Source organism: Cupriavidus cauae (genome assembly GCF_008632125.1).
Lineage (GTDB): Bacteria > Pseudomonadota > Gammaproteobacteria > Burkholderiales > Burkholderiaceae > Cupriavidus > Cupriavidus cauae.
In genome coordinates, this window is the sequence record NZ_VWRN01000064.1 from 1 (window position 1) to 15,968 (window position 15,968).

The window sequence follows — 15,968 nt, forward strand, 5'->3', positions numbered from 1 at the left end:
AGTTGTCACCGCAGCAGGCGCGACGGCGGCATGAGTTTCCGATGCAACACGTTGCCAAGGCGACCGAGAGCGTGCTGTTCCAACTGGCCCGCGGCATGGACTGGGACGAGGCGACCTGCTACGAGAATTGGCTCAGAGAATTGGCCAAGACCAACTTCTCTGACCACATGAGAATCATCGCCGCGGGCAGTTAGCAGTGGCGGGCTATCCTTCGGTCAACTGGTGGCCACGCAATCTGCGCCCCTACGAGTCGGCGCTGTCGTTCGTCGCCAGGTTTTGTGCGCTCAATGGCGTCCCCGCGCGGGCCGGCACCGCGTTCCTGGGCGTCGAACCGCGCCATCTGGGGTTCGCCTCCGATGATGACGTCGCGCGGGTGTCTTCGCTCTTGGGCGAGGACCCGGCTCGGTTGGCCGATGTCCTCCAGCACGCCCTCGATTTTCGTCAGTGCGGCACCTATGCGCCCCCTGCGGCTTACAGTCAGGGGCCGAGCGTCCGGTATTGCGCAGCCTGTGCGCAACAGGGCTATCACAGTTACCTGCATGAGGTGCCCTGGCTAACCAAGTGCCCCATCCACCTGACGGCGCTGACCACCGTACCGGCCAACCGGACCGGGAACATAGGCGAGCGCCGCTTGGGGGCGTTCAAGCGCCTGATGCAGGGGCATTGCGCCGCTTGGCCGCACTTCGCCCCGGACGGATTTCCGACGCGCGAGCCCGGGGCGCTGCTGACCTTGGCAGCGTGGGTGCGCGACGCGTGCGACGCTTCCAAGCGGATGCAGGCAGGCGAGCTGTGGCGGTCCGAGGCAGGGACGCATCGTGGCGCAGTCACGATGACGCAGGCCCTTGGCCAGCTGCATACGCTTACCCCCCTGCCCACCGAGCTCGAGCCACTGCTTGCCGACCGCGGTGGCGCGTGGGTCGTCCATCAGGCGCGCTTTCCGCGCGCAGTCAGTCGCGAGCTGGCGCGTCTTGGCGAGCGTGGCTTGCGGTTTGACTCTTTGTTTGCGTTCTACAAGGACAGCGGCGATACGTCCGAAGGCTCGCCAGCGTGGTACTGCCAGGCCGTTCAGCAGCAGATCCGGCAGCGCCATGGCACCTGCGGGTGTCGGTGGGAGCGCGTCAAAGCCGGGTTCGGCGAGTTCTGTTGGATCCAGATCCCTCCTGATGAGTTGGGCGAAGCATCACGGCAGTGTCCGTTTGAAGTGGCACTGCAGGACCTGGAGCTGGACTGGGGAAGCCGGGGCAGGGCGCTGCCGTCGCGGCTCGCGCAGCAAGAGATGTATCGCTTTCTGAAGGAATCGCACGCGATGCGCGATGCTGGCGTGCTCTCCTATAAGGAGGGAGCGCAGGTGTCCCCGGACGGTTATCTTTACCTCATGCAACGGGTATGGCCCTGCTGCGAATGGATTTGGGACTCTCCTTTGCTTGGACTGTTCCGGACTGCCGCGCGTTGGGAGATCGACAGCGAGCATCGCGCCATCACGCGCTGGTTGGACGATATTGAAGCCGGCAGCCCCCCTTCCCACCGACAGGATCCCGTCTACTGTGTGCGCTTGCGCAGTGATGAGCAGGGAGCGTCGCTTCTGCATTGGCGATCGGCCGACCACCGGGGTCGAGGGTGAGGGGGCGGCGCTGGCGGGCCGGGCGCACGAGGGACCGCCGGCGGCCGCCAACCCTCTACGGTCAAATCCCAGCCCGAAATCAGGGCACCGACCGGGCCGGCAGCTATCAGTTGGGCATCGTGGTCGCGTTCCGCGGATGTTCTGGGACAGCCGGCCGTAGCGAGTAGGCTGGTGCGGCCAGGGATGAAGCGCACCGATCGGCTGCCGGTACGGTGGGGCGACAAAAAAGCCGCCTGTGACGGCAGGCGGGCTAAAACGGTCGACGCGGAGGCGCCTTAACGCGCCGTTCCAGCTGCAGGGCACTGGCGGCAGCGCGGTCGCGGCGCGCGATCTGCACCGCTACGAGTGACGCCGGGCTGGCGAGGCGGTGCCCTGTTTCAATCAGCCGACCATACAAACCACAAGCGCGCGTCGCCTCAGCCATCGAATAGTGATGGCCATCAATCAACGCAAGGCGCACTTGGTCGCCATAGCGTATGCGCGAGCCATCCACGGGTTTCATGCATCGATTGTATAGCAGCCTGGAAGAGGAGCCGCTGTGCCCGCAGCCATCATGGCCGGCGTCTGCTCGGTGAATGGGGCTTGGCAGACGTCGTTTGATGGCCGGATGTCTGCCGTTCTTGGCCCACGGCCGGGCCGAAATCCACTTCACCGTGGCGGTTTTCAGGTGTGATGCCGGTGATCAGAGCCTCTACGTCATACTCATCCCTGGTCGCTGCCACGATCTCGGCCGGGAGCCGGAGCGAGGCGCCCTTGCCCGACTTCCGTATTCTTGTTCGCATCCGATGCTCCCGACGTTGCCACCCCGTCGATACTATACCGTGCCCCCGTTGCCAAGCGGGGCAAGCGCGCTCATGCCGTCAGCGGCAATCCCGGCCTCCGGTGGGCTTAGCAAGGGGTTACGCCACTGTACCCAGCGCCGGGCTGCCGTCAGGCGAAATCAGGCGCCGGCTCAGCTCCAGGAATTTATCGCTCGGCTGCAGGCGCCCTTGAAACGGCCGGCTGATGTACAGCCCGGCGTAATCCCAGTGGCGCGCCTGAAAAGTAATCGCGATGTGCGACGTAGAGCGACTTGACGGCCACTGCTGCGAGTCAAAGCGCAAGTTTTCCTTGCGCATCGCTGACGAACAATGATCCCGTGTCCTGGGCATTGATGGCGAAGTCGAAGAGGGCGCGCTCCCGCAGGAGGCGGGCAGCGACACGACAGCGGGTTCCTGCAACGAAGTTGCGACGCCGGCGATCGCAAGTCATGCACCTGCAGGGTGCGGGAGATGCTGCGCTCGAGCGTCAGCGCAAGATTGCCCCCGGTCTCCAAGGAAATCAGCAGAGCGAGGGTGACCGCGCCGTCGAAGACCAAGCCGGCCATGTCAAGCGCCGGCTGTGGCTTAGTAGATGTCTTGTCATTCCAGCGTCGCTCGCATGGAACTCCGTCGTGCCGCGATTGTTATCGCAGTATGCCGTTGCCTCAAACGGAAGTACATGGGAGAATCAACGCATATTTATGTTGTTAGCAACGCGAATGCCGACTGTTACCGCTATTCAGTTCACGCAGGATCAAATGCGTACCCTCACCGGGGTGTCGACGGAAACCGTCAGGCATTGGCGCAAGGCCATCCCCTACCTCGCTTCGAAGACGGGGAAAGCGGCCCGCTTTAGCTTCGCCGACTTGCTCGGTTTGTCCGTCACCCAGGCGTTGGTTAGTTCATTGGGCGTTCACATCGGTTCGGTCAGTGTCGGTGTGGATGCGTTGTTCCGGGTGCTCGCCGCAAGCGCGCCACTGATGGAAGGCGCCATCGTGCTGGTCACACCGACCACGGCCAGCCTGCATGGGGCCGATTCGTGGAGCGGCAAAGACGTACTGACGGAACCGACACTGGTGGTTGCGCTCGATCCGTTGATTGCCCGCTTGCAACAACAGGTGTTGCCCGCGATGAGCGCGCCGGCGCAAGCTGCGCTTCCCTTTCCACCCGAAGCCGTACGGAGCCGGGCGTGATATCGGCAACGCTAGAGCACGTTCTTGCGGCAACGGGTTTTCTTCCCGACGGACAACCCGCAGCCGGCCTGCGACTGGGCCGCGATGCCCAGGCTTCCCGGCGCGGCCGCGCCTTCGTGCCGGATGCATCATGGCGTAGCGCCTCGGCGCTAACGGTCTACTTCAAGTTCGAGGCGACTCCCCCGACCGATGACGTTGTCAGCCAATGGCGGCGTGAAGTATGGAACGAAGGATTTTCGCCACTGCTGTGGGTCGTTTCCCCCCAGCGCATCGACTTGTACAACGGCTTTGGTACCCCGCTGCAGGAGGGCGACGCGCAAAAGCACTTGATCGGGCGCTTCGAAACGATCGAAGACTCCCTGCATCGACTGGACGAACTGGCCGGGCGACTGGCGATTGAAACCGGTCAGTTCTGGGCGCAAGTACCGGCGGTGGATCGCAAGACCGGTGTCGACCAGAAGCTGCTTTCGGACCTGGCCTTTCTCGAACGGGATTTGGTCGCCGGCAATCTGGTACGCAGCGCGGCGCAAGCGCTGATCGGACGGGTGATCTTTACCCAATACCTGATTGACCGCGGCATCGTCAGTGCCGCGCGCCTGCGGCGCGTGTGCGGCTACACGGCGCTGCCGGCGATTCTGCGCGACCGCAGTGCTACAACCAAGCTGTTTCAGTGGTTGGCGCAAACCTTTAACGGGGACATGTTCCCGCCGTCGTCGGTGAGAACGACGCCGGCCGCTCAGCATTTGCAGCGCGTCGCCGAGTTCCTCGAAGCGGTCGATCCGCAAACTGGCCAGCTGACATTCTTCCCGTATCAGTTCGACGTCATCCCGGTCGAACTGATCAGTTCGATTTATGAACAGTTCGCGCATGCCGATCCGGACGCGAACGGGCAGAAATCGGAGGCATTGCGCAACGGCGTGCACTACACGCGCCTGTCAGTCGTGTCGCTGATTCTCGACGAGGTCATGGATGGCCTGACGGGACGGGAATCGGTGCTCGATCTGACCTGCGGGTCAGGGGTCTTCCTAGTCGAAGCACTGCGGCGCCTAGTGTATCTGCGCGCCGGTGGCAAACCGCCCACGCGGGAGTTGATTCGCTCCACCCTCTATGGACAAGTGCATGGTGTGGACATCAGCGAAGCCGCGATCCGGGTGGCCGCCTTCAGCCTGTACCTGGCCGCGCTCGAACTCGATCCGGATCCGCAGCCATCACAGTCGCTCAAATTCGAGCCGTTGATTGGCAGAACGTTGCTCGTGGGCGATGCCAGGACCATCGAACGGCAAGGCGACGGCAAGGCGGTGCTAACCACGTCGACGGGGCTCAAGCAGTTCGACCTGATTGTTGGCAATCCCCCCTGGAGCTTCAAGGGACAATCCGGTACGCAGGCACGGCGCCAAGCGATGACCACCGGGGTACCCACGCAGCCGCGGGGAGAGGGCCTGGACTTTGTACTGCGGGCGGCCGAGTTTTCGCATGCGCAGACTCGCTTTGGCGTGATTCTGAGCGCCACGCCGTTCTTCAGCCGCAGTGGCACGGGAATGAAGGCGGCCCACCATGTCATGCGCATGCTGGCGCCGGTGACGCTGGTCAATTTATCGAACTTGTGCAGCTGGCTGTTCGCCACCGCCACGATGCCGGCAGTGGTGCTTTTCGCCCGTCATCGGTCCGAGCAGCGGGCCGATCAGATCACCGTCGTGCAGATTCCATGGACACCCAGCGGCGCGAAAACTCATTCGTTCGAAGTCGCTCCAAGTGACATCCTCAAGCTCACCCTAGGTGAAATCGAAAAGCAGCCCCTGAAGCTCAAAGCGGCCGCGGTGGGGCGTCGCCGGGATCTGATGTTGCTCGATGAGCTGACGATGACGCATGGCAGTCTGGGGGAGCGGCTTGCCGTCCTGAATGCCAAATTCCGAGATGGGCTGACCCAAGGCAAACGGGAAAACTGGACGCTCGATGCCAGCGAGCTCAACGGATTGGGGCTGCTGCAGACCCGTGATATGCGGCACTTCCAGATTGCCGACGGTCTTGCGAGATACCACCATGCCAAGGCGCAACGACCGCGCGCACGCCAAATCTATCGGGCGCCCCTGCTGATCGTCAAGGAGATGCTGCTCGCTCAGCCAAGGGCGATCGTGGCGGTGGCTGAACAGGATCTGATCTTCACCGACGCATTTTTCGCAGCGTCATTGCCTGCGCGCCAGAAGCCGGTGGCCGATCTGCTCGCCATGATTCTGAGTTCCGCATTGGCTTCGTGGTTCTTCAGCCTGACTGCTTCCGAGTTCGGCGTCTACAAGCGAAAGCTGCTGATTCGAGACGTTGAGATGCTGCCGGTGCCGGAGCTCTCGTCCGCCGTCAGTTCGGCCGCAGGCCAGCGGCTTCTGGTGCTCGCACGGGCATTGCGCGAACGCGAAGTCCAGGCCGAAGACTGGAAGGCCTTGGATGATGCCGTGTTCGATTTGTATGAGCTAGGGCAGGCCGACCGCGTAGTGATCCAAGACGGACTATTGCGTGCGGGCTGGCAATGGGAGCAGGGGCGTGAAGCCGCCATGGCGCCATCGGACAGTAACGTGGAAGTGACCTCGTATGCAGGGACCTTCCTGTCCGTCATGGACGCGTGGCTTTCTGTGCGCAAGAAGCGGCATATGCGCGCAGAGATTATCGATCTGCCGAAGGAGGCCGCGCTTCGCGTCGTGCGCTTCATTTTGGAGGAGGGGCCGGGAAAGAGCAGCGTGTCCATGATCCGTCCGGGCGGGAAGTTGCGCGACGTGCTGGCGGGAATCGGCAATCGTCTGCAAGTGAAAATTGCCACGGCAGTCAGTGCCGAGCGAGAACTGCGCGTGCACGGGCGCAACGAGGTGGTCATCATCAAGCCGGCAGCGCGCCGTCACTGGATGGACATTGCCGCATTGGAGGATGCCGATGCCGTTGTGGCGGAGAGTTTTGTAGGGGGGCGCGCTTGAGGATTCCTTATGAGACGTCATCGGCCCTTGGCAGGCAGTTCATCGAACTGGCTCCCGAGGTGGTGGCTGCTATCTTGGTGACGGTGGCAGCAGGTTGGCAGCACGCGTGTGCGGCCGCAGACGTGAACACCGACGCAGGTGAGGTACTGATGACCGAGCGCTTGCGCGATGGCATGCGCCATGCACTGAAGAACTCGCCCTTGCAGTTGGTCGTGCTGCCGGGCACCGAGTCGCGCTCGACGCCCAGCGTGGTGCTGCCGGATGGGCGCACCGACATTCCGCTGGTTTTAATCGAAGTGTTCTTGCGCACGCAGGAGCACGATCCCCATGCCATCATCGAATGCAAGCGGATCGCCGGATCGAATACGCATTTGTGTCGCGAGTACGTGATCGAAGGCGTCGATCGATTCGCTGCCGGCAAGTATGGTGGGAACCACGCGGTCGGTTTCATGGTTGGCTATGTGCTCTCGGGCACCTGTGCAGCGGCGGTGCGCGGCGTCAACGCCTACTTGTCCCGTGTCTCGCGCCACGCGGACCGCCTAGCGCCAGCCATGATCATTGAGGGGCAAACGTGGCAAAGTCGGCATGCGCGAACCCCGCCATCCGAGGCCATCGCCCTACACCACGCGTTTTTGCCCCTGGACCATTGAAGTAAAACGCGGCGAGAGCCTGTGAGGGGGGAAAGAAGTGGGGAATAGCGCATCAGTGCGCATCCCGGCCGCGATCATGGAAGCGGCTAACTTGCGCGTGAATGCGGCCGTTGACGTACGCGGAGAGCACATTGTCATCGAGCCGCTGCGCGAGGCGCAGTACGACCTCGATGGGCTGCAAGCTGGCATCACGCCTGAGAATCTCCATGGGGAGGTGGATTTCGGTCCGCCCATCGGCAAGGAGCCTCCCTGATGGGTGCGGCCACTAGCCCATCATGCTGGTGAATCGGCAGCGCGCAAGCTCAACACGCGGTTGCGGCCGGCGCGCTTGGCCCGGTACAACGCCTCGTCGGCTGCACGAAAGAACGCCCGCAGGTCCGGATAGACGGGCGATGCGCTACCATTGCCTTCAGTCACCACGCCAACGCTGACGCTGATTCGGCCAAAGGGGCTTCCCGCGTTCTCTATGCCGAGCGCAAGCACCGACGCCCGTACGGCTTCTGCGATGGCCGCTGCGCGCGCCGCGTCAGTGCCGGGCAGCAACACGGCAAATTCCTCCCCGCCATAGCGGCCCGCGTAGTCGCCCGCACGGCGCAACTGCTGGCGAACGCATTTGCCCACGGCGGCGAGCGCATCATCGCCAGCCACATGGCCGTAGCGGTCGTTGAACTGCTTGAAATAGTCCACGTCGATCATCAACAGCGACAGCGGCCGCACCTCGCGCCGGCTGCGGCGCCATTCGCGGTCGGCGATTTCATCCAGGGCGCGGCGGCTGCCCAGGCCGGTCAAGCCGTCAGTGTCCGCCAGCCAGCGCAGGTGCGCTTCGACCGCGAGGCGTCGCCGCCATTGCCGTGCCAGCGAGATGGCCAGTGTCACGATGGCCAGGTTCATCGCCATCACCAGCCCGGCAAACCACCACGCTCGCGTGCGCCAGACGGCCAGCACGTCGTCCATCGCACGCCCCACCACAATCGTCAGCGGAAAACCATCGACCCGGCGGAAGCTGTACAGGCGCCGTATGCCGTCGACTGTGCCTGCCGCAATCAGTTCGCCATGCGGTTCACGAAGCATGGGGGCAAACGCGGGCGTGGTCGGCACCGTGCGGCCGATCAGGCTGGCATCCAGGGGCCGGCGCATGAGGATGGTGCCGTCATGGCGCATCAACGCCAGCGCGCCGCCTTCGCCCAGGGCCACGCCAGCGAACAGCTTGCGGAAATACTCCAGCCGCAGCGTGCTGGCCACGATGCCCGCGAATTGGCCGTCGGGGCCCGGCACGCGCAGACTCAGTGCGATCGATGTCGGGTTGTCGGGGACTAAGCGAGGCTGGAACGGCCGGCTCAAGTAGACCGCGGACTGCCCCAGGTCTCGTTGCGCGATGAAGTAGTCGCGATCGGCCAGGTTCACCGCGCGCGGCGGCCAGTGCCGGGAATCGAGGATCAGGCGCCCTTGTGCGTCGGCCACCAGCAGTGCGCCGATGTCTTCGCCTTCGTTGAACGCACCGAACAGCACGCGCTGGCGCAGCGACGGGGCCAACGCCATGACGGCCGGATTGCGCATGGCATCGAGCGCATGGCGCATCGAGGCCTCGTGCAACTGGAGGTTGCGCGCGATGCTGCGCTCCAGAGTCAAAGCAAGATTGGCTGACGCCTCCCGGGCGCTGGCGAGCGCGTCCCGGCGCATCTGCAGGAGTGCGGTGGCTGTCAGCGCCGTGATCGCGGCCACCAGCATCAAGGCAAGCGGGACCATCAACGCGGCCGGCGAAAAGCGGGCAGCCGTCATCGGCTGCGGCGGCAAGGGGGCAATGGCGGTGTCTGGAGCTGAGGTCATCGTTGTCGTCCGCGGGTTGCCCATTCGCTACACCGTAGCCATGGGCGGCAAATCCACGCTCGCTCGTCGGATTGGCGTTGTGCCTTCGCGCTCGCCAGGTAGCGCTCGAGCAGGGCGATACGGGCATGCAAGCGCCACAGCACGCTGTTCGCATGCGCCACACAAATGCGGCCAGGGCGCCAGCGTTGCCTGAATAGGCGACGGCGTTGTGCGGCCGCCTGCGTGTGCAGCAGGAGCAGAGTTGCCTCAAGTCGGGCCAGATTCATTGCGCGGGACAGTGTGGTTTTCCCGACGCCGATTATGTACCGTCTCTGGCACTTTATGGCGACTGGACTCTACAATCGCTGCCGTGCCCACTTTCATGTGTGCGATGACCGACCGAGCCGACGACCCGTTGATTGCCGCCCTCTACAATGTACCAGAAGGCTGGATGGTGGCGGAAGTACAAGGCAGCCGGGTCTTGCAACTGGGCCCGTTGCCCACCGAACCGATGCCGACCGATCTGATCGCGGCGATATTTCCCGACGCCCCGGTGTTGCACCTGGAGCCAGCGCCGGCGCCGTTGGAGGACGCCGTGCTGCTGCAGCGCCTGACAGCACACTCAGGCCCCTTTTCGGACCGTCGCTAGCGCGCCGTGTTCACCGGACGATCGATTTCGCCGGATTCCCGACCCGGCGTAGCGCCCGCTGCGGCGGGCGTCTTTTTCAGCGGTGGTGTTCGGTCAAGGCCGAGGACTGCCATGACTAGATACAAATAAGACATGTCCCAGCGCCCTCACGGCTCGCCCACAGGATGCCTCCATCGTCAACGTTTCGGCGGGGCATAATGGCGCGCAACGCCGGATTCTTCCCGTTATGCGCGGTGCCGGACCAGGGCGTGGCGTTACGGCATTTCCCTATAATCAACCAGGACATCAAGTGGCCGAAGACAACAATGACGCGAGCGCACAGCAGCGGGCCGAAGACGCCGCGGCGCAAAACCGCTCGTTGACCATTCCTGTTGATGGGCCGTTGAGCGTGACGCTGAAAGGTGACCGCGTCGACATCAATATCGTCATGGGCGTCTCTGGCCAGGTGGAGGGGCTGCCCACCGTGTTGAGCTTGACGCCGCAGGCCTCAGGCCAATTGATTGGCTGCATCAAAAAGGCGCTCGATGAGGGGCTGATGACGTTCACCTTAGGCGGAGCTACCCCACTGCAGTGAACCGGGCGCGGCCGTGCACGGCTTGGCTGGATCGCTGAGACTCTGTTACCTTCTTCGCCTTAGGTGCGTCGCGGGCTGCCGTCACCGGCGAAGCAGCTGCCGGTTATTGTGCGCAGCGCTAAGCCCGGTCGCTTGCAACGTGACGACCGTCGGAGGAAAAATGGCCATCACGAGAGCCTTCAAGTATGGCGACGCGTTCGCGGTTTGTATTCCGGCCGCGCTTGCATACGAGGATACGGATATCGAACTGGAGATCGAGCGCATCGGCGACGAATTGCGGATCCGACCTGCACGGCGCTCGCTTGCCGGTGTCGTGCAGAAGTTCGCCAGTTTTTCCCCTGACGGATTGCCATACGAACGCGACGACCAGGAGCAGGCCGATCGCCAAGCCCCGTCATGACGGCCTTGAGCTGGCGCAAAAAAAAGCGCGAGCTTTCTGGGAGCGTCGCGCCAATGTCCGCATTGGGGTGCGGGCGGGGGAATTCTGCCATCGAATGGAGCCGTCAGCAATCCTAGTGGGCGCTGCAGTCCGTGAGCCCACGGGCTTGGCCAAAGACCCAGTCGACAAGTGCGCCAAAGGGCCAGTCGGCATTCTTATTTTGCCTTCGGTCGAGCCGCACGCGGGACACGCAATGCGATCACCGGCTCGAGCGGCAAGATTTGCTCGCACGCTCCTCAGTCGAACACAAAATCGGTCATCTGCATTCTCCCCGATGCGCCACTGCTTGAATCGGGCCGCATTGCGTCGCTAACCCAGTTCCACGCGCGGTCCTACAGCAATGCCCGCCGGGTTGCACCTACATCGAGCTTGGCCATCCGGCTGGCGACCTTGCCTACCGACACGCCGTTGCACCGAGCGGTTTCGATGAGCCGCTGGTGGCGCGCGCATGACACCGTGGCTTGGCCAGACAACAATGGGCGTGGGCGCACACTCGATGCGCGGCGTTCGTCAAGTAAAGTGACTGCTGTAGCCACGGTCGGTTTACGTGTTGGGGCACTAGTGCCTCCTCGACCGTGGCCCTGTTGGTCCCCGCTTGGGACTAGTCTCCTCCGCTATGCTGCCCTCTCGGGCTACCCGCTTGCCCGTGCAGTGGGCGGTCTACGCTGAAGGGCTGATAGTCGGCAATGTGGAAATGGCGTTCAAGCAGCTGTCGCATCTCGTCGACGGCCGCTGTCTGGACGTGCCACATCTGGGTGCAAAGGCGGATCAGCTCATCATGGCGCCGGTCCGCCCCGGTGATACATGCGTTCAACGGTTGGAGCAACGTGTAGTGATGGCGGCTGAAGACTTCCAGAAAAACATGGTCGAATTGCCTACCGGGTTGCGCGTTGTCCAAAAAAGCCAGCATTTGCTGCTGTTCCTGTCGCACACGAGGTTCATAGTCGATGCCGTACCATTGCCGCAACAACACGCGCAGATGTGCGATCTCTTCGCGCTGCGAGCGATTCTCCATCCTCGCCATTGACTTCACTTCATCAAGGGAAGACTTCGGGCGGGTGACCGGGTAGCCAGGCGTTGGCGACGTGCCTTCGTCGGGCGTAAGGTTGCCGGTGCGTTGTGGGTCGGTACCTGCCGCCAACTCCGTCATCCGCAATGCGGAATAGTGATGGTCAATAATCAATTGAATCAGTCGGACTTCGAAGCCCGCAGTGATCCCTCTGCCCGGCTGCGACCCGTGGGACAGCGGAGGGATCAATGCCATCACCAAGCCCAGACCGATTGCCCTTATAGCAACTCGACGAGCGAGATAGTCGCTCAGTTGGAATAGCGGTGATTGGCTGTCCCGGAGGGACTCGTTAGCGTTTTGCGTCGACATTTCCATTCTCCGGGTACAGGGTTCACTTCACTGAGGATTGGCCGGGGCGCAAGCAACCGCGCATTCCGGAACCGGATGCCAATAGCCGGTTCGTTTTACCGCTATTTCCTCTGCTCCAGCCATTGGTCGATCTTTCTGATATCGCGTTGAGACTCCTTGATGATATCGTCGGCCATCCTTTTCATCTCAGGCGATTTACCCTTTTCCGCTTCCGTTCTCGCCATATCGATCGCCATCTGATGGTGCATCTTCATCATGTTTGCGAAGTCGCGATCAATGTCACCGGTCGACTGCATCGACATCATGTTGTTCATGCCAGGCGCCATCGAACGGTGCATGTCCTGATCGCCTCCTCCACCACCCATGGTGTGACCATGATGCGGGTCGTGCCAAGATGCGGGCAATCGGCTATCATAATCCCTGAGGTTATATAGACAAGCAAAAACATTCAGGTTAGTTATAACGCTGGTCTAGAATTTTGCCACCGTTCTCGGCTAGACTGGCTGGCCCTTCAGAGATTGCCGAGATCCTGTATGGCCACCGTCGAGCGTACCGCCTACCCGCGTTTCCCGAAGGTTTTCTCCACCAAGGAGCTGCAGGCGTGCTACACGCCGGATGCCGAGGAACTGGAGTGGGCCACCCGCTCAACCCGTGGACAAGGTCCGCGACTTGGCTTGCTGGTGCTGCTGAAGGTCTTCCAGCAACTGCATTACTTCCCCAACCTGGACAGCATTCCCGTCGTCGTGATCGACCACGTGCGCGCCAGCGCTGGTCTGGCGTCAGATGCCGCGTTTGGCTATGACCGCAAGCTGTCCCCCACGCTGTACCGGCATTACACGGCGGTGCGCGAATTTCTCGGCGTCCAGCCCTATATTGGCACCGATGCCAACGAGGTCACGATCCGCGCCGCGCGCGAAGCCGCGGAAACGATGGACCAGCAGGTGGACATCATCAACGCCACGATCGATGCGCTGATCCTGCACCAGGTCGAGCTGCCAGCGTTTTCCACCCTGGTCAACATTGCCGAGCAGATTCACAGCCGCACGCAGACCGCGCTGTTTCGACGCGTCGCAAGGCGCTTGTCGGATGAGGATCAGCAGCGGCTGGACCGGCTTCTCACCCGGGAATTCACCAACCGCCTGACCGCCTACAACAACATCAAGCGCCACGCGCGCCGTCCATCACGCAAGCATCTCAACTTACTCATAGAACACCTGACCTTACTGGACGGTTTTGGCGATTTCTCTCGAGCAATCGCAGGCGTACCTGCCTCGAAGCTGCGCTCGCTGGCCAGCCAGGCCATGAGCCTGGACGCGGCCAATCTACGGGAGATCCTGCCTGAGAAGCGCTACACGCTGATCGTCGCCTTGCTCAATCATATGCGCGTGCGCACCCGCGACGACCTCGCGGAGATGTTCATCCGTCGCATGGGCGCGATCCACAAGCGGGCGCGCGACGAGATGGAGCGCATCCAGTCGCGTCAGCGCGCGCAGATGGAGAAACTCGTCACTGTGCTCGACGGCGTGGTCGATATCGTCGCCGATGGCCAGGACGACGCGCTGATAGGCCGGCAGGTGCGCCGCTTCCTCGCGCCGTCCGGCGATCTGGAGCCGCTGCGCGAGAGTTGCGCGGAGGTGCGGGCCTTCAGCGGCAACAACTACCTGCCGCTGCTATGGCGGCATTTCCGGGCGCACCGCTCGGTGATGCTCCGTCTGGCACAGGTGCTGGAATGGGAGTCGACCAGCCAGTCTCGCACCCTGCTGGCAGCGCTGGAGGTGGTGCTGGACAACGAATCCCTGCACCGCGAATGGATCGCCGACGAGGTCGATGTCAGCTTCGCCTCGGAGCGTTGGCGCAAGCTGGTGCGCCGCCCCCACGACCAGGGCGCGCCCACCAACCGCCGTTATCTGGAACTTTGTGTGCTGTCGCATATGGTCAACGAGCTGCGCTCGGGCGACCTGTGCGTCGTAGGGTCGGACGCCTTTGCCGATTACCGTGCGCACTTGCTGCCCTGGCGCGAATGCGAGCGGCGCTTGCCGGAATACTGTGCCAAGCTTGATATGCCGGCCAACGCGCAGGACTTCGTGGCGAATTTACGCCAGTGGCTCGCCGACGCGGCGCGCAAGCTGGATACCAGCTTTCCCGACAAGCGCCAGCACGTCACCATCGGCCAGGATGGCGAGCCGGTGCTCAAGCGCACCGTCGCCCGGGAGATTCCGGCCAGCGCCGTTGCCTTGCAGCAGGCGCTGATCCGACGTATGCCGACGCGCAACCTGCTGGACGTGCTGGCCAACATCGAGCACTGGACCCGCTTCACACGGCACTTCGGCCCGCTCTCCGGCAGCGACCCGAAGATCCGCAATGCGGCCGAGCGCTACCTGCTGACCATCTTCGCCATGGGCTGCAACCTGGGACCCACCCAGGCGGCCCGCCATATGGGGGAACGGGTCACGCCGCACATGATGTCGTTCGTCAACCGCCGGCATCTGAGCCTGGAGCGTCTCGAAACCGCGCAGCGGGAATTGATCGAGCTGTATCTGCGGCTCGACCTGCCCAAGCACTGGGGGGATGGCAAGACCGTCGCGGCTGACGGCACCCAGTACGACTTCTACGACAACAACCTCCTGGCCGGCTACCACTTTCGGTACCGCAAGATGGGCGCGGTGGCCTACCGGCATGTGGCCGACAACTACATCGCGGTGTTCCGGCATTTCATTCCGCCCGGCGTGTGGGAAGCCATCTACGTGATCGAGGGTCTGCTCAAGGCCGGCTTGAGCGTCGAGGCCGATACCGTGCATGCCGACACCCAGGGTCAGTCGGCCGCGGTGTTCGCCTTCACGCATCTGCTGGGCATCAACCTGATGCCGCGCATCCGCAATTGGCAGGATCTGAAGCTTTACCGTGCCGATGCGAACATCAAATACAAGCACATCGACCGGCTGTTCTCGGACACCGTGGACTGGGACCTGATCGCCTTCCACTGGAAGGACCTGATGCAGGTGGCGCTATCGATTCAGGCCGGAACAATCTCCTCGCCGCTCCTGCTGCGCCGGTTCGGCTCGGAAAGCCGCCGCAACCGCCTGTTTCTGGCGGCGCAGGAACTCGGCAAGGTCGTGCGCACGGCGTTCCTGCTCGAATGGATTGGCAGCCGCGAGTTGCGCCAGGAGATCACCGCCACCACCAACAAGATCGAGTCCTACAATGGCTTTGCCAAATGGTTCTCGTTCGGCGGCGATGTGCTGGCCGAGAACGATCCCGATGAGCAGCAGAAGCGTCTGCGCTACAACGACTTGATCGCCTCGGCCGTGATTCTTCAGAACACGGCGGACATGATGCAGGCCCTGCGCGCGATGGTGAAGGAAGGGATCAAAGTCGACGTGGCCGACATCGGCTTCCTGAGTCCCTACCTCACTAGCAACATCAAGCGCTTCGGCGACTATAAACTCAACCTGGAGCGGGTGCCGGAAGCCTGGATTCGCGACAGCCTCTTTGCCGCTCCCGCCCATTCCGTCCGCAAGCCTCGCCATGCCTGATACCGATACACCTTACGGCAGGGTCGACGCTGAGGCGTTGCAAGCGCTTCGGGACACGTTCGACACGACCACCATCCTGCGCGTGGTGGAACAACTCGATGCGATCCGCGCGCGTTGCTGTGAGCCAGCCGGACTGCGCGACGATCTGCTGCGCTTGCACGGCATGGCACATACTCTGATCAACGGCGCCGCATTGTCGTATCCAACCACTGGCCCGACCCTCGTGGACGAAACCGAGGCCATCATAGAGGAGTTGGATGACTGGATCTTGCTGCTCAAGCGCGCCGTTCAAGCGCTGCGCCCGCTGGAGCCGCTTCGCCCTCGCGACGATAGCTGACTCGGCTAGGTCGCTTGCGCGTCGAGAC

13 protein-coding genes and 1 pseudogene are annotated in these 15,968 nt (G+C 62.9%); 11 read left to right on the top strand and 3 right to left on the bottom strand.

Annotated elements, in window-relative coordinates:
• The 6 genes and pseudogenes from F1599_RS22800 to F1599_RS22830 all read left to right on the top strand — a co-directional run.
• Positions 1–194 (top strand): annotated as a pseudogene (locus tag F1599_RS22800) (ATP-binding protein); the annotation flags it as partial.
• A gap of 2 nt (positions 195–196) precedes the next feature.
• A complete protein-coding gene (locus F1599_RS22805) occupies positions 197–1,621 on the top strand; it encodes a TniQ family protein (RefSeq protein ID WP_150084669.1) in 1,425 nt (474 codons plus the stop codon).
• Positions 1,622–2,870: 1,249 nt separating this feature from the next.
• On the top strand, positions 2,871–3,614 hold the full coding sequence (locus F1599_RS26360; protein WP_223819829.1) for a hypothetical protein: 744 nt from the start codon (positions 2,871–2,873) through the stop codon (positions 3,612–3,614).
• Entirely contained in the window at positions 3,611–6,574 is a 2,964-nt protein-coding gene (locus tag F1599_RS22820; protein WP_150084670.1) for an HsdM family class I SAM-dependent methyltransferase, read from the top strand. Before F1599_RS26360 ends, F1599_RS22820 begins: the two co-directional genes overlap by 4 nt.
• Positions 6,571–7,224: a hypothetical protein gene (locus F1599_RS22825; protein WP_223819830.1), complete on the top strand. Its 654-nt coding sequence runs from the start codon at positions 6,571–6,573 to the stop codon at positions 7,222–7,224. The genes F1599_RS22820 and F1599_RS22825 overlap by 4 nt, the downstream gene beginning before the upstream one ends.
• Positions 7,225–7,261: 37 nt before the next feature.
• Positions 7,262–7,477: an AbrB/MazE/SpoVT family DNA-binding domain-containing protein gene (locus tag F1599_RS22830; RefSeq protein ID WP_150084671.1), complete on the top strand. Its 216-nt coding sequence runs from the start codon at positions 7,262–7,264 to the stop codon at positions 7,475–7,477.
• A 20-nt stretch (positions 7,478–7,497) separates the two neighbouring features.
• On the opposite strand, the gene F1599_RS22835 is transcribed toward F1599_RS22830, so the two are convergent.
• Positions 7,498–9,051, bottom strand: coding sequence for a sensor domain-containing diguanylate cyclase (locus F1599_RS22835; RefSeq protein WP_223819832.1), 1,554 nt, complete (start codon positions 9,049–9,051; stop codon positions 7,498–7,500).
• A 370-nt stretch (positions 9,052–9,421) separates the two neighbouring features.
• Here F1599_RS22835 and F1599_RS22840 point away from each other — a divergent pair, with 370 nt between their 5' ends.
• From F1599_RS22840 to F1599_RS22850, 3 genes are all read left to right on the top strand, one after another.
• On the top strand, positions 9,422–9,679 hold the full coding sequence (locus F1599_RS22840) for a hypothetical protein (RefSeq protein ID WP_150084672.1): 258 nt from the start codon (positions 9,422–9,424) through the stop codon (positions 9,677–9,679).
• A gap of 289 nt (positions 9,680–9,968) precedes the next feature.
• Positions 9,969–10,253: a hypothetical protein gene (locus F1599_RS22845; protein WP_116359808.1), complete on the top strand. Its 285-nt coding sequence runs from the start codon at positions 9,969–9,971 to the stop codon at positions 10,251–10,253.
• 160 nt (positions 10,254–10,413) lie between these two features.
• Positions 10,414–10,653 (top strand): AbrB/MazE/SpoVT family DNA-binding domain-containing protein, encoded by a 240-nt coding sequence (locus F1599_RS22850; RefSeq protein WP_116359809.1) that lies wholly within the window; start codon positions 10,414–10,416, stop codon positions 10,651–10,653.
• Positions 10,654–11,293: 640 nt separating this feature from the next.
• Here the strand turns inward: F1599_RS22850 and F1599_RS22855 are convergent.
• Both F1599_RS22855 and F1599_RS22860 read right to left on the bottom strand, forming a co-directional pair.
• Entirely contained in the window at positions 11,294–12,070 is a 777-nt protein-coding gene (locus F1599_RS22855; RefSeq protein WP_223819833.1) for a DUF305 domain-containing protein, read from the bottom strand.
• A gap of 101 nt (positions 12,071–12,171) precedes the next feature.
• Positions 12,172–12,474, bottom strand: coding sequence for a DUF305 domain-containing protein (locus F1599_RS22860; RefSeq protein WP_217435658.1), 303 nt, complete (start codon positions 12,472–12,474; stop codon positions 12,172–12,174).
• Between the two features lie 129 nt (positions 12,475–12,603).
• On the opposite strand from F1599_RS22860, the gene F1599_RS22865 reads away from it, so the two are divergent.
• Together F1599_RS22865 and tnpC are read left to right on the top strand one after the other, a co-directional pair.
• Positions 12,604–15,603: a Tn3 family transposase gene (locus tag F1599_RS22865; RefSeq protein WP_150084673.1), complete on the top strand. Its 3,000-nt coding sequence runs from the start codon at positions 12,604–12,606 to the stop codon at positions 15,601–15,603.
• A complete protein-coding gene (gene tnpC / locus F1599_RS22870; protein WP_053821762.1) occupies positions 15,596–15,940 on the top strand; it encodes a Tn3 family transposase post-transcriptional regulator TnpC in 345 nt (114 codons plus the stop codon). Before F1599_RS22865 ends, tnpC begins: the two co-directional genes overlap by 8 nt.
• The last annotated feature ends 28 nt before the right edge of the window (positions 15,941–15,968 follow it).